The 15,110-nt window shown below is 41.7% G+C and carries 12 protein-coding genes; 3 read left to right on the forward strand and 9 right to left on the reverse strand.

From position 1 onward, the window contains the following. Positions 1–41: 41 nt before the first annotated feature. The 6 genes from HXT30_RS03215 to HXT30_RS03240 form a co-directional block, all read right to left on the reverse strand. A complete protein-coding gene (locus HXT30_RS03215) occupies positions 42–587 on the reverse strand; it encodes a hypothetical protein (protein ID WP_016808549.1) in 546 nt (181 codons plus the stop codon). 60 nt (positions 588–647) lie between these two features. Beyond that, a complete protein-coding gene (locus HXT30_RS03220) occupies positions 648–1,148 on the reverse strand; it encodes an S-ribosylhomocysteine lyase (RefSeq protein ID WP_016808551.1) in 501 nt (166 codons plus the stop codon). Between the two features lie 159 nt (positions 1,149–1,307). Next, the gene (locus HXT30_RS03225) at positions 1,308–3,008 is read right to left on the reverse strand and encodes an ABC transporter ATP-binding protein (RefSeq protein ID WP_422111261.1); all 1,701 of its coding nucleotides are present in this window, start codon (positions 3,006–3,008) and stop codon (positions 1,308–1,310) included. After that, entirely contained in the window at positions 2,998–3,843 is an 846-nt protein-coding gene (locus HXT30_RS03230; RefSeq protein ID WP_422111262.1) for an ABC transporter permease, read from the reverse strand. Before HXT30_RS03230 ends, HXT30_RS03225 begins: the two co-directional genes overlap by 11 nt. A 36-nt stretch (positions 3,844–3,879) precedes the next feature. Then, positions 3,880–4,848, reverse strand: a complete 969-nt coding sequence (locus HXT30_RS03235; protein ID WP_422111263.1) for an ABC transporter permease — start codon at positions 4,846–4,848, stop codon at positions 3,880–3,882. A gap of 108 nt (positions 4,849–4,956) precedes the next feature. Then, positions 4,957–6,648, reverse strand: coding sequence for an ABC transporter substrate-binding protein (locus HXT30_RS03240; protein ID WP_422111264.1), 1,692 nt, complete (start codon positions 6,646–6,648; stop codon positions 4,957–4,959). 560 nt (positions 6,649–7,208) lie between these two features. Between HXT30_RS03240 and pdxS the strand changes: the two genes are divergently transcribed. Then, positions 7,209–8,042: a pyridoxal 5'-phosphate synthase lyase subunit PdxS gene (gene pdxS / locus HXT30_RS03245; RefSeq protein ID WP_042711222.1), complete on the forward strand. Its 834-nt coding sequence runs from the start codon at positions 7,209–7,211 to the stop codon at positions 8,040–8,042. 28 nt (positions 8,043–8,070) lie between these two features. Continuing rightward, entirely contained in the window at positions 8,071–8,664 is a 594-nt protein-coding gene (gene pdxT / locus HXT30_RS03250) for a pyridoxal 5'-phosphate synthase glutaminase subunit PdxT (RefSeq protein ID WP_422111265.1), read from the forward strand. Between the two features lie 120 nt (positions 8,665–8,784). Here pdxT and HXT30_RS03255 read toward each other — a convergent pair whose 3' ends face one another. After that, on the reverse strand, positions 8,785–10,548 hold the full coding sequence (locus tag HXT30_RS03255) for a glycoside hydrolase family 13 protein (RefSeq protein WP_422111266.1): 1,764 nt from the start codon (positions 10,546–10,548) through the stop codon (positions 8,785–8,787). A gap of 199 nt (positions 10,549–10,747) precedes the next feature. Between HXT30_RS03255 and HXT30_RS03260 the strand changes: the two genes are divergently transcribed. Beyond that, positions 10,748–11,518, forward strand: coding sequence for a type III pantothenate kinase (locus HXT30_RS03260; protein ID WP_060786023.1), 771 nt, complete (start codon positions 10,748–10,750; stop codon positions 11,516–11,518). Between the two features lie 81 nt (positions 11,519–11,599). Here the strand turns inward: HXT30_RS03260 and HXT30_RS03265 are convergent, their stop codons facing one another. Then, positions 11,600–13,102: an ABC transporter substrate-binding protein gene (locus HXT30_RS03265; RefSeq protein WP_422111831.1), complete on the reverse strand. Its 1,503-nt coding sequence runs from the start codon at positions 13,100–13,102 to the stop codon at positions 11,600–11,602. Positions 13,103–13,118: 16 nt separating this feature from the next. Next, entirely contained in the window at positions 13,119–15,026 is a 1,908-nt protein-coding gene (glmS, locus tag HXT30_RS03270; protein ID WP_422111267.1) for a glutamine--fructose-6-phosphate transaminase (isomerizing), read from the reverse strand. Positions 15,027–15,110 lie beyond the last annotated feature (84 nt).

Raw genomic sequence — 15,110 nt, forward strand, 5'->3', positions numbered from 1 at the left:
TGCAAGTATTTTTGACTTACATTTCAATACTGCTAATACTTCTAATACCGTATTACATGATTATGCGAGCGCAACCATTGATACGCGATTCTAGTTGCGCTATGCGCGCGATCTGGAATTACAACAAGACCACACTTGCTAAAGCCTTCTCGCAAAATAACTTTTTGCATAATCAAGTTGTCGGGATGAGTGTCGATTCTAACATTAGAGTAATTGCGCTTAGCCCATCTTAAGCATTCGCTTGCCATTTTTGGTTTAACTCCCGAAGATGCAAGTCTATGGATTGTAACGTATGGCAAAACGTCATCTAGCCACGCTCCGTCAATCTTTGCGTAGACTTCATCAGTCCCTTCGCACAGTGCAAATTGTGCCAAAATGCGCTCTTCTCCAAAGTCTGGGTCCGTGTCTACAAGAAGATTAAAACGGTTCAAACGAATATCTTCTATAACACTAGATGTTAGAGGAAAACGATCTCCCCATTGATGAGGATTGCCATTATTTGCCATAAATACTCTTGCTCTCTCATAAATATTTTCAATATCTTTTAGATCGCTAAGAGTTGCTTTCCTCAATCTTATTTCACACATACACCCCCCTATGCTTAGAATATGGCGATTTTACAGTATTACACAATTAAACGCAACAAGTCACACAATCTTACGCTCAAAAGGATCGGAGCTAATGCCTTTATCTAAAATATCTTTGCACCATTGACGCGCTCCAAATAAGCTATGATCGCGGTAGTTTCCGCAAGACTCAATAGTTGTAGCTGGAACATCTTCCCAAGTAGCTTTATACGCAATAAATTCAAGCGATTCCTTCAACGCGAGCGCAACATCTTCCGTGCTATGAGTGCCCCAAGTTAAAAGGTGGAATCCTGTGCGGCAACCAAATGGAGAGCAATCAATGTAGCCTTCAATGCGCTGGCGCAAAAGAACAGCAATCGTGTGCTCAATCGTATGCAAAGCGCCCGTAGGAATAGCCTCTTGGTTAGGCTGAGTTAAGCGAATATCGTAGTTAGAAATAACATCTCCATTCGGGCCTTTTTGAGTGTCAATATAGCGAACGTATGGAGCCTTAACTTTAGTGTGATCAAGCTCAAAGCTTTCTGGACGAGGAGTCGGCTGATTATTTTGATTTTCGCTCATTTTATTCCATCCTAACTTATATTCATGCGCAAATAACGATTACTAACAATATTAGACGCTATTCTTGCCAAACACACATAAACGCGAATCTAAAAATATTTTTTATTAAACTTGCAACACTTATTTGCTTACAAACTTGCAAGACTTACCAATACAGACTTACAAAGTAGCAGCATCAATAAGTTCGCGCGTATAACTATGTTTTGGATTAGTCAAAATTTGACTTACACGCCCAGATTCAACAACAACGCCATCTTTTAGAACAACAACACTAGACGCTAAATGCTGAATCATACCAAGATCGTGGCTAACAAATACGCACGCCATATTAGGGCGATTTGCGCGAATCACATTAAAAGCATCTAAGATTCTTGTGCGCTCAGCAACATCGATTGCGCTCATTGGCTCATCTGCAACCAAAACTCTAGGATTATTGATTAGCGCGCGTGCAATCGCAACGCATTGAGCTTGTCCGCCAGAAAGCTGGCAAGGGTATCTTTTGCCAAAAACACTAGGATCTAATCCAACTAAATTCAAAACATCATCCACTTTAGAATCAATAACATGTGAATCAACAACATGTGAATCAACAGCATGTGAATCAACAGTATTTGAATCAGAACTCATGTTTTTACGCCATATTTCAAGCGGCTCAGCAACGCTTTTTCTAACTGTCCAACGTGGGTCTAAAGCTGCAAAAGGATGCTGAAACACAAGCGAACATTGTCTTCTCATATTTACGTAAGCAGAATCTTTCAAACTTGATTTTCTAGCATTTTCAACGGTTTCGACTAGCTTTCCGCAATATTCTATACTCCCCTGGCGTATTTCTTGCAATCCAAGCAAAGAACGAATCAAAGTTGTTTTACCACTTCCAGATCCGCCAATTAGTGCTAAAGATTCGCCAACTTTAAGATTAAAGTCAACACCTTTTAATGCTTCAACACGAGTCTTTGCACTTCCTAAAACAACATGAACGTTTTTAGCGTTAAAAATGCAATCATCTTTGGAAGAATCATTTTTATTACTAAGACTTAAATCATTCTTATCATCAAGACTTAGATCATTTTTATTACTAAGACTTAAATCATTTTTACTAAGACTTAAAGCGCGCGCTGCAAAAACAAGTTGCTTAGTAGAGTGAACCTTAGGATTTTCTAGCAATTCACCAACACGCGCACTATCGACTAATCGCCCAGAATCCAAAACATAGCAACGAGTAGCAGCGCTAGAAAGAACCGAAAAATCGTGAGTAACAAAAAGCATTGAAGCGCCCATATTATCAACTAAAGAAGTGAGCATATTCACAACATCTTTTTGTGTAACAGAATCAAGAGCAGTAGTCGGCTCGTCTGCAAGAATCAACTTAGGGCAAGTTATAAGCGCTGTAGCGATTCCAACTCGCTGCATTTGCCCACCCGAAAGCTCAAAAGTGCGCTTATTCAAAATATTTGTGCCTAAACCAACTTTTTCAAGCATGACTTTAACGCGATTTTGAATATCGTCTTCTTCTAAATTGTAATGAAGCCTAAGAGGTAACGAGATTTGCTCGCTAACACTCATAACAGGGTTAAGCGCACGATCCGCTTGCTGAAAAACAACTCCAACATACTTGCCACGAATACGCGCAAGCGCAGAATCGTTAGCGCCAACAGTTTGGGCATTGCCAACGCGGCAAGAGCCAGTGATTTTGCAATTAGACGGAACTAGGCCAATCGCAGCTCTTAAAAGCATTGATTTGCCAGAACCAGAAGATCCAACTAGCCCAACGCGCTCGCCATCTTTAACATTAAGCGAAACATCACTTAAAATGCGCGAAGATCCAATGCTAAGCGATAATCCTTTTATATCAAGACTCATTCTTAGACTCCCTATTTGCTGGATTTGTAGCACTTCTTAAAACGTCACCAAAAAGATTAAGAGCCAAAACTGTTAATGTAACAACAAGACCAGGCCATAGAGCTGCAAGCGGATAAACGTGAATCAAAGTAACCGAAGTAGAAAGCACACGACCCCAGCTTGGCACTCCCGAAGGAACACCAACACCTAGATAAGTCAATCCGCTTTCCGCTAAAATAACAGTTCCTGCAGAAAGCGAAAGCTGAACGGAAGCAATTGGCAAAATATTAGGAAGAACATGCTTTAAAAGAACGTAACTTCTGCTAGCGCCATTAGAAATCGCGCAATCAACATAATTGGATTTAAGAACAAGAACAGCATTTGGTCGCAAAATACGAGCAAGATTTAAGCCGTAGCCAAATCCGCATGCAAGCATGATTACAAGAACGGATGCTCCAAGAGGTACAGCAAGCATAAGCGCAATCAAAACAGTTGGAATGGAAATTAAAGCGTCTACTGCCATAATGCTTAGGGAACGAATTTTTTGAACACGGCAAATCGTAAAGCTTAAAACAACAAACCCAACAACGCTTGCAATCGCAATTGTTGAAATAACAAGCAAAATCTCTACTCTAGAACCAGCCATAAGCCAGCTAAGCATATCTGCACCCGTTCCATCTGTGCCAAGCCAATGCTTTAGAGAAGGCTTTTGCCATACCTGGTACCCGTTTGTTTCTAGAAGAGAATAAGGCGTCCACACAAAAGAAAGCGCAGCTACAAAAATCCACAAGCACAAAACAATACACACGAATTTTCCAATAATTCCGCGCCAAATGCGTCTTAAAAACTTAATCATTGCTTGAATCACTCCCCACTTGAATCACAGCTCGAATCATTCACTACTCGAATCTTGGCTAAGCCTTGAATCCAGCAAACGATGCAACACGTCAATCGCAAACCCAACAAGCAAGAACAATGCAGAAAGCATAAAAAGATTGCCTTGAACAGATATAAGATCTCGCAAACCAACATCGCGCACAAGACCCATACCCATTCCAGGAAGCGAAAACAGATTTTCAATAACCATTACGCCCATAATCATGTGCGCAAAAGTCAAGCCAATTACAGACACAAGCTGCGGCAACGCTAATCGCAAGCCAACTCGCCAAATCATTTGCTTTTTAGTCATTCCACAAGCCATAGCTTGCAAAGCAATGTCGCTATTAGAAATCTGCTCTAATGATGCCGCAGCGTAACGCATAAAGCCAGATCCAACAATAATGCCAACTGTTAGCGATGGAAGAATCAACGACAAAAATGCGCTAGAAAAATCACGCCAACCGTCTGTTGGAAAACCTTGAGTAGGAAAAATCTCAAATAAGCCAATGCCCCTGCCAAAAATCATGATTAAAATCATTCCGCCCCAAAGAGCAGGAACAGAGCCGCCTGCAATAGCGCAAAATCTTAAAAAGCCTTGCAAAGACTTGCCAGAATACAAAACTTGCAAGCATCCAAGAGGAATACCGATTGCGAGCGCAATTAAAAGTCCAAGAAAAATTAGCGGAAAAGTTATGCTAGCACGCATAGCAATAGTGGATGCAACGGAACGACCCGTGAGCATTGAAACACCAAAATCGCCTCTAAAAACGCCAAAAATCCACTCAAAATATTGAACAAAAAGGGGCTTGTTTAATCCTAAATCGCGTCTTAATTGCTCAACTTTTCCATCTGGAGCGTTTAAGCCAGCCATAACTTGAGCAACGTCTCCAGGTAAAACTCTAAGAGCAAGAAATACGATTGCAGAAATAAATAGCAGCGCTACAAAGAACAACGCGATGCGTCGAAGAATCATGCGCTTCATACAAACCCCTTACTTAATCTTGCGCTCCCGAGAACTTCCGCATTAACTCCGTTTTTTGTTGTTGATTTTGCGGTTTTGAGCAACAAAATCGGGAGAATTTAGACCAAATCACTTAAGTCGCAAGTTGTATAGCGGCAAAAGAACTTGATTAATGTCAAAAGGCATGCCTTCAAGGTTCTTTACCTTAGCTGTAACAACTTTGTAATTAAGCAACCAATCTGCAGGAGCATCCTGGCTAACGATTCGCGCAGCTTTAGCAAGAAGCTTATTAGACTCCTTAATATTCGCGCAAAGCATTGCCTTAGCATACAAATCCTGAACCTGCTTATTGTTGTAACCGTAGTAATACTTAGGATCTGCCCACTGGCCAAAATCGTGGCTTTCATTGTGATCTACCATAGACAAATCGTAGTTTTTATTTGTATAAACGTCGTGAAGCCAAGTAGTAAATTCAACAACGTTTACTTTTAGATCAATGCCAATTTGCTTTAATTGAGACATCAATTGCTCACCAAGTTGCGTTCCATAAATATTCGGGTAAGTAAGCGAAAGATGCAAAGGATTCGACTCGCTAAAACCAGCTTCCTTCATTAACGACTTAGCGCGCTTAACATTGTGCGCGTAAATCTTAGTTAAATCCTCATATCCTGGGTCCAAAGAAGGAATTGGGCCGCCAAGCAAAGCATCCGTACCTCCGCGCGAAGCAATAATTTGCTTATGATCAATAGCATATCTAATCGCTTGGCGCACGCGCTTATCTTTAGTTCGCTCACCATTCATGTTCATAGCAAGCACAAATTTATCGGTAGTGTTTCCAGCTTTAACAACATAGCGTTTTGAATCCGCCTTAAAAGGCTTGGCAAGCTGACCAGAAATAGGCGCCAAAGCTTGAACAGATCCCGAAGAAAGCGCATTTACAGCAGCAACATCGTCTACAAAATAGCGAACAACAACTTTTTGAGTTTTTGCCTTATTAACGCCCTTGTAGCGCGGATTTGCTTTTAACACAACGCGGTCGTTTGGCACAAACTTTTCTACCAAATACGGACCAGATCCAACTGCTTGAGTTTTAGCGTCATAATTCGCAAGCTTATCGAAAACTAAGCCAGCTCTAGAGCACAACGCCCACAAAAGCTTTGCATTTGGCTCTTTAAGCTTAATTTCAAACGTGTAATCATCTTTAGCTTTAGCGGATTCAACTTTTCCAACCATGTTTGATCCGCGATACTTCTTTGCAACAAGCTCGTTAAAAGACCACTCAGCGTCTTTTGCAGTAAGCTTATTCCCATTAGAAAAAACAACGCCTTTACGAATATGGAAAGTGTATTTTAAGCCATCTTTGCTTATTTTCCAACTTTTTGCAAGGGATGGAACAACCTGATTTTTAGTATTTCTAGCTACAAGACCTTCATACACGTTTCCAATTAACAATTGCTCCAATGATGAGCCAGATTGATTGCGAATATCGAGATTTGTAGGAGCAAGTTTTAATCCGATTGACACAGTTTTATTTGAAACTTGCGCAGAAGATGTTTGACTTGCAGGATTTTTTTGTGGACCTGTAAGCGTTGCAATAATAGCGCTAACTACTGCGATTACTACGATTGCTACAGAAACAAGCCAGAATTTTCCTAAACCGCGCTTATTGGTTTTATACGCACTTTTAGACGCAGCGTTAAGCGAAGCATCTGTACTAAAGCCAGCTTGCGATTCTTGGCGCTCTTGCGCGTTTTCTTGCCCATAGAATTTATTGGTCGCATCTTTAGAGTATGCGCCATCTTTGGGTTCTTTGTTATCCATTCAACAAACCTTTCTGGATTGAATTAGATACATTTATTTAATTGTTGTTTATGTTGTTATTTAATTGTTTAAGCTCGTCGCTTTGTCTAATTGCAACACTTGCAACACAAAGTCAACGGCGTATACAATCGTAGCTTGCTAGCAAGTCAATCAAAACTAGGGCGAGTCTAAAAACTTGGCTATAAATCATTAATATGTAATTGATATTTATACGTTTTTACAAAAATTTGACATCATTGTGTAAAAAATTTAACACTATTCTATAAAAATTTGACGTTATTCTAATCACATATCCTATGAATGTGGTTAAATGCCATCAGACGTAAACTTGCAAACGTGCGCAAAAAACAATACGATAGCTTGCATATTTGCAAAAAATGTATAACAGACGCATAAAGATGTTACACACAGCATGCATGCAAAATGCGCCAATAAAAAGCCAATAAAAGCGAGGAATAATGGCAGAAAACTTGAATACTACAGTAACAGTAAACGAATCCTCAGATCCGCAAAATAACGGCAGCCAAGACCGCACTGCTCTAAATCGCCAGCTTGCACAAATGCTTAAGGGCGGCGTGATTATGGACGTTACTACTCCAGAGCAGGCACGAATTGCTGAAGATTCTGGAGCTTGCGCTGTAATGGCGTTGGAGCGTATTCCTGCCGATATTCGCGCAGCTGGTGGCGTTTCTAGAATGAGCGACCCAGCTATGATTCACGGAATCCAAGAGGCTGTGTCTATTCCTGTTATGGCAAAATGCCGTATTGGTCACTTTGTAGAAGCGCAAGTGCTTGAAGCTATTGAGATTGACTACATTGACGAAAGCGAAGTGCTTAGCCCAGCAGACGACGTTTACCACATTAACAAGCGCGATTTTGCAGTTCCATTTGTTTGCGGTGCAAAAGATTTGGGAGAAGCTTTGCGCAGGATTAACGAAGGTGCTTCCATGATTCGCACAAAGGGCGAGCCTGGAACTGGAGACGTTATTCAAGCTGTGCGCCACATGCGCATGATGAATTCCGCAATACGCAAGCTTACAAGCATGCGCGAAGATGAGCTTTTTGAGGAAGCTAAGACTTTGCGCGTGCCTTTCGATCTTGTAAAGTACGTTGCGCAAAACGGCAAGCTTCCTGTTGTAAACTTTGCAGCTGGCGGCGTTGCTACACCTGCAGACGCTGCTTTAATGATGCAGCTTGGTGCAGAAGGCGTGTTTGTTGGCTCTGGCATCTTTAAGTCTGGAGACCCAGCAAAGCGCGCTGCTGCAATCGTTAAGGCTGTTACTAATTACAAAGATGCCAAGATGATTGCTAAGCTTTCCGAGAATTTGGGCGAAGCTATGGTTGGCATTAACGAGCAAGAAATCAAGCTTTTAATGGCTAATCGCGGCGAGTAATTGAGACGAGTGATTGAGGCGAATTATTTTGGCAAACTCACCTATCAATACAAATAACTGCGCGCACACTGTAGCCGTTCTAGCTGTTCAAGGAGCTTTTCTTGAGCATCGTTTAATGCTAGAAAAGCTTGGCGCGCGCGTTATTGAGCTTCGTCAAGCGCGAGATTTGGAGCAATCTTTTGACCGCCTTGTTTTGCCTGGCGGCGAAAGCACTGTGCAAACTAAGCTTATTCGCGAGCAAAATATGCTTGAGCCTTTGCGCGAGAGAATTGCAAGCGGAATGCCTGTTCTTGGAACTTGTGCAGGATTGATTTTGCTTGCAAAAAACGTGGAAGGTAACGAAGTTAGCGGATTTGGCACGCTAGACGTTACTGTTAAGCGCAACGCTTATGGCCGCCAACTTGGAAGCTTCCACTACGAATCTGAGTTTGGAAATCTTGGCAAAGTTCCAATGACGTTTATTCGCGCGCCTTATATTGCGCAAGTTGGGTCGAATGCCGAGACTCTTGCAACAGTAGATGGCAACGTTGTAGCTGCTCGCCAGGGAAATCAAATCGGAACAGCTTTCCATCCAGAGCTTGACGAAGACACTAGAATCCATCAGCTTTTCTTAAGCTTGTAAATATCTTAAGCTTGTAAATAAAAGTGGCACTTAAATCACTTGATTAAGTGCCACTTTTATTGATTAAATCGCCAGCAAAAATCGCCAGCAAAAATCGCCAGCAAAATCGCTAATAAATCGCTATTTTACCTCAAAAATCGCGTATCCAAAAGCTCCAAGAGAGTGATTTTGAGCATCATAATTGTAGCTAATAATCGGCTCACAATCAGGTAAAACACTGAACGAATCATTAGATTCATTGAACGCATTTAAAGCCACAACAACGCGCTTAGAGTCAGTTGAGCGCGCAAACACAAATTTTCCGCGCTCATCATAGTCAAGAACTCTAAAATTGCCATGAATAAAGCAATCGTTGTTTCTACGCAATTTTATAAGTTCGCGGAATAAGTCACGATTATCCTTTACAGGATTTGCCCAAGGCATAGCGGCGCGATAATCACACTCTTCAAAACCAACTACGCCAAGCTCGTCGCCGTAGAATACGCTTGGAGTTCCAACAGATGTAAGAAGGCAAAGTTCAGCCAAACGGAATCGCTTATCTTGCTCGCAAGAATCGCCAGAATCCGCGGAATTTTGCGCACACAAGCTCCTAAAGCGACTAACGTCATGACTATCAAGCAAATTCAATTGACCCTGAACAATCGGGAATGGGTATCTTAAAAGCATATCAACAAATCGACTATTAAACTCGCGCGCATTAATCTTACCAAAAGCAAAGAAATCGCGGCAAACTTTGCGGAACTCGTAGTTCATAGTGGAGTCAAACATGTCTCCTTGGAGCCAACGCTCAGAATTCTCCCAAATCTCCGCAATTAGCACACTATCTTTTTTAGTCTTTTTAGCAACAGTGCGGAAGGCACGCCAAAAGTCTTTATCAACCTCATTAGCAACATCCAAACGCCAACCGTCAACATCAAAATCTTCAAGCCAATAGCGGCAAACGTCCATAAAATAGTCGCGAACTTTTGGATTAGAGGTATTAAGCTTTGGCATTTTACGCTCATACGCAAAACACGTATAGTTTGGACGCTCGCCATCTTCGGGGCGCTTAACAGGGAACTTTAATCCATAGAACCAATCCTTGTATTGCGAATTTTCACCATTTTTAACAACATCGTCAAACGCAAAGAAATACCAACTAGAATGATTAAAAACGCCGTCAATAATTATGTGCATGCCGCGATTATGAACCTCGCTAACAAGCTCCCTAAAATCGTCGTCGGTTCCTAAATTAGGGCAAACATGGTAATAGTCAAGAAGATCGTAACGATGGTACTCTGCAGCCTTAAAAATAGGATTTAAATACAAGCAATTAAAGCCCAAATCCTCAATATAATCAAGATTTTCGATTATGCCTCTAATTGTTCCACCCAAACGAGTGTGTAAAGTTTGGCCAGTTTTCTCATCAAAATAATCTTTTGCAATGCAACTTATGCCACGTTTAGAATCTGCAAAACTATCTGGGAAAATGTTGTAAACAACAGCCTCTTTAAGCCAACGCGGAACGTCGCTAATCTCTTCGCGGCGAATAAATGGGAACTGGTAGACTTCTGTACGATCTTCTGGAAAATCAGTCGCAATAGTATCGGCGTACAAATACAAGCGCTCATCCGCATCTTGCATCTCAAAGTAATAACAAACTCTATCTAAATCGCCGCTTATATTGGATTCGTAGTAGTCAAAGTAATCGTCGCTTGCAATCTTTTCCATTTTCAGTGTGCGGAACTGATCTAACGGAGTTAAATCAACGCGATTTCCGTAGTGCAAAACGCATAAACTAAGATTATTCTTTGCCGCGCGCAAGCGAATTGTTAAGCAATACTCTGCCGTAGAATACGCGTATTGAGAAAGTGGCTTATGCAATATTGCATGACGATTTATCATTTACATTTCCTTTCTAGCCTCGCTGCCATTGTTTTCGACTTTATCACCTACTCTTCTACACCGCCACACTTTAATGGTGATTTTCTAAAGCAACAGCAAATAATCAAATTGCACGCAACGACTTAGCATTAATGTAGTATTGCTCTAAAGATGCGCATACTTAAGTTTGGCAACCGCAACAAACACACTGGAGGCGAATATGCTTTTAGCAGTAGACATTGGCAACACGAATATTGTGCTTGGATTCTTAGATAACGGCAAGATTGTTGGCACATATAGAATGACTACAAAAGCAAATCACACTTCCGACGAATACGGCATTATGATTACGCAATTCCTTAATTTAAGCGGTTTTAGCGTAAACGATGTGGAAGATGTTATTGTTGCTTCGGTTGTTCCAAAAGTTATGCACTCGTTCCGCGCAAGCATTGTTAAGTTTTTGCAAATCGACCCTATGATTGTAGGTCCTGGAGTAAAAACTGGCGTAAATATTAGGATTGACGAGCCTCGCTCTTTGGGCGCAGACTGCTTAGCGGATTGTGTTGGAGCGTTTTACGAATACGGCGGCCCAGCATTGGTAATTGATTTTGGCACAGCTACCACTTATAACTACGTTGATAAAAGCGGAGCAATTACTTGCGGACTTATTTGCACGGGAATCAGCTCGGCTGCGGCAGCTCTATGGGATAATACTGCTCAGCTTCCAGAAGTTGAGATTTCTCGCCCTAAATCCGTTCTTGCAAAATCAACTCGTCCTGCTATGCAAGCTGGCCTCTACTACAGCTTCCTCGGAGGCATTGAGCGCACAATTGAGCAATTCAAAATAGAGATAAATGAGCCTTTTAAGGTTGTTGCTACAGGAGGCTTGGGGCGACTTTTTGAAAAAGACGTTGATTCGATTGATTACTACGATCCAAATTTGATTTTTAAAGGAATGTACGAGATTTATAGACGAACAATCGGCTGCTAGCGACTTTTCCTTTGGGGCACAAACCTAAAGCGCATAAGTCTCAGCGAACACTCTTAGCTCGCACTTATAGCGCACAACATCTTAGCGCACAACAAAACCTTGATTATACCCGTATTCTTTTAAGTCTTTTTTCCAAAGCGCGATTCCGTCTTTAAGACGAATTTTAGGGCCAGGGTCGTCTGGAAGAACAAAATCTTTTCCGTCATCTTGCTTAATTCCAGCATCAATCATAGCTTTAGTATTTAATCGCGCTTTTGACTTTCGATTCCAATCATAAGCCAAACCAACTGTGGAGCGAAAATCACTACGCGAATATACTTCAAATGGCAAATACTTGTACCCCGTATACACATGTTGCGCCGCATCCGCAAAAACTCTATTAAAGCGCTGCCCGCCAAAGTATGGCACTTTAATTCCTCTAGAATCCAAAACAGTAGTCTTATTCAAAAATGCGCTATCTCTAAGAGTTACAACGTCTGCTGGGAATGCTCCCGAACTAACGCGTTCTTTGATGCCTTGTTGATTGTGGCAAACAAAATCAACAAAACGCATTGCAGCTTCTGGCTTCCTGCTAGATTGCAATACACTTAGCGCAGATCCGCCCATTTGCGCATTATGATTTTTGCCATCCATTGTTGGAACTCTTGCAACACGCCACAACCCTGCTCCGCCTGGAATATCGTGCATTAAAAGCGAAGTCATCCATGCTCCAGCAAAAACGGAAGCAACATTTCCAGAACCAACAGCGCTCTTCCAAGCTGGAGTCCACGTTGTAAGCCTTGTGTCCACTAAGTCTTCGTCAATCATTAATTGCCAAAATTTTGTAAAGTCTTCTGTTCCCTTGTCTTTGCTTAAGCGAACAGTAACGGTTTTTCCGTCGTGCGAAGTTATAAACGGATGCCCGCCCGAAAGCCAAATCATAGCATTGTAAAAGCTAGCATCTCCAGAATCCGCAGCAATATAAACACCAATATTTTTTAGCTTTCTTGCTGCGTGAATGTAGTCTTTCCAAGTGTGAATTTGCGTAGCATCCACGCCTGCTTGGCTAAACACATCTTGATTATAAAACCACGCTAAAGGCCCTGAATCCATTGGCAAACCGTATATTCGGCCTCCTAATTGCACAGAAGACCATGATCCTTGCGTGTAAAATGTTTGAGTTCCTTGAACTCTATCTGTAATGTCTAGAAGCTGGCCACTAACAGCGTATTGTGGCAAAGCATAGTACTCAAGTTGCGCAACATCTGGCATACCGTAGCCGTCTTGAATAGCACTATTAAGATTGCTATACCCACTTGTGTCTTTAACACTAACGCGAATATCTGGATTTTGCTTCTCAAAATCTGCAGCAATCCGCTTCATGCTTGGCTCCCAAGACCACACTGTGATTTTTGTTCTAGAATCAACAGATCCGCATGACGCACAAAAAACAACAACAAAAACGCATATAATCGCAGAAATTACACGCTTTATATAACGAGTCAAATCGCAGTTTATATTACGTTTTATATTACGTTTTACATTACGCATAACAAAACAACCAAAATCCTGCTTGCGATTTTTGTGCGGTCTTCTTGCACTCATAACACTCATTGTATTGCTATTCCACAGTTACGGATTTTGCAAGATTCCTAGGCTTATCAACGTCGTAGCCTTTAAGCTTTGCCATATTCATAGCAAAAAGTTGCAATGCTACAACATCTACAAGAGGGCTTAGCAATGTTGGGCACTTAGGGCGCCAAAACACAATATCTGCGTAACGCTCAGCGTCTGGATCGCCGTCTTCTGCAACCGCAATAGTAAACGCTCCGCGAGCCTTAACTTCTTCGATTCCCGATATCACTTTAGCGTGTAAAACGTCTCTTCCCCTAGAAGATGGCACTATAACAACAACTGGCTCTCCCTTATCTACAAGAGCAATCGGGCCGTGCTTTAGCTCCCCTGCAGCAAAACCTTCTGTAAACGTGTACGCAATCTCTTTTAGCTTTAATGCGCCTTCTAGCGCTACTGGGTAGCCAACGTGCCTGCCAAGGAACAAGAACGATTTTGCATCCATTGTTCGCTTTGCAGCTTGCATTATCGAGTCCGTTTGAGTGTCTAAAACGTTTTGGATTTTAGATGGCATTTCTTTAAGCTGAGACACGATTTGCTGAATCTCATCTCTATACATTGTTCCTTTGACTTGAGCCAAATAAAGACCAAGCATGTATGCTGCTACGATTTGCGCAACAAATGCTTTTGTAGAAGCAACTGCGATTTCTGGGCCCGCATGCGTGTAAAGTACAGCATCCGATTCTCGAGGAATACTCGAGCCTTGAGTGTTGCATATTGCAAGCACGCGGCTGCCCTGCTCGCGCGCGTGCCTTAACGCCATTAACGTGTCCATTGTTTCGCCAGATTGAGATATTGCAACAACAAGCGTTCTATGCGTTAAAATTGGGTCTCTGTACCTAAATTCGTGAGCCAACTCCACTTCTACTGGCACGCGCACCCAATGTTCAATCGCATATTTTGCAACTAATCCAGCGTAGCTTGCTGTTCCACAAGCTACAACTATTATCTTGTCGATTGATCGCAAAATATCTTGACTAATCCTAACTTCGTCAAGAATAATATTCCCTTTTGCGTCGAATCGTCCTCGTAAAGTATCAGCTACGGCATGCGGATCTTCGTGGATTTCCTTATCCATAAAGGAATCCCATCCGCCTTTTTCTACTGCAGAAGCATCCCAGTCTACTGTAAAGTAACTAGGGTTTTCAATCTTATTGCCATCAAAATCTGTAAGTAAAAGCTGTGCTTTTTTGTTTCCTTCTATATCTCCGATTAAAACAGCTTGATCTTGACCAACTTCAAGAACCTTATCTGTGTATTGAACAAAAGCAGCAACGTCGGAGCCTAGAAAATACTCGTTATTTGAAACACCTACTACAAGCGGCGAATCGTGGCGAACAGCAGCAACAATATTAGGCTGTCTAACATCCACTGCAAGTAGAGTAAAAGCTCCTTTAAGAATTTTTGCAACTCGTCTTATTGCTTCAAAAAGATCTGGCTTACCAGTTTCTTCAATTATTTGATTCGCGATTTTTCCAAGCGCTTTTGCTGCAACTTCCGTATCTGTTTGAGACGAAAACTCTATGCCTTCTTTTTGCATTTGTTCTTTAAGGCTAATAGCGTTTTCAATAATACCGTTGTGAATAAGTGCGATTTTTCCGTCTGCACTAACGTGCGGATGCGCGTTTAAGTCACATGGAGCACCATTTGTAGCCCAACGCGTGTGGCCTATTGCAACGCTCGCTTCTGGCATTGGATTTTCGGCTATATCTTTTCTTAAAACAGCTAAGCGACCAGCTTTTTTGCGCACGCATATAGAATCCATTCCTGGAGCAGCAAGAGCCACACCAGACGAATCATAGCCTCTGTACTCTAAGCGTTCTAATCCGTTTAAGCAAACTTCTAAAGGCTTTGCGCAAACTGTGCCAAAACCTGCGTATCCAACAATTCCACACATAATTTTCTATTGTACGTTATAAAACGTGTGTGTTTCTACTCGTTTTGCAATTATGTTTTGCAATTATGTTTTGCAATTATGTTT

Origin of the sequence: Gardnerella sp. DNF00571G, assembly GCF_049262695.1 — a bacterium.
In the GTDB taxonomy this organism is placed as follows: domain Bacteria; phylum Actinomycetota; class Actinomycetes; order Actinomycetales; family Bifidobacteriaceae; genus Bifidobacterium; species Bifidobacterium piotii.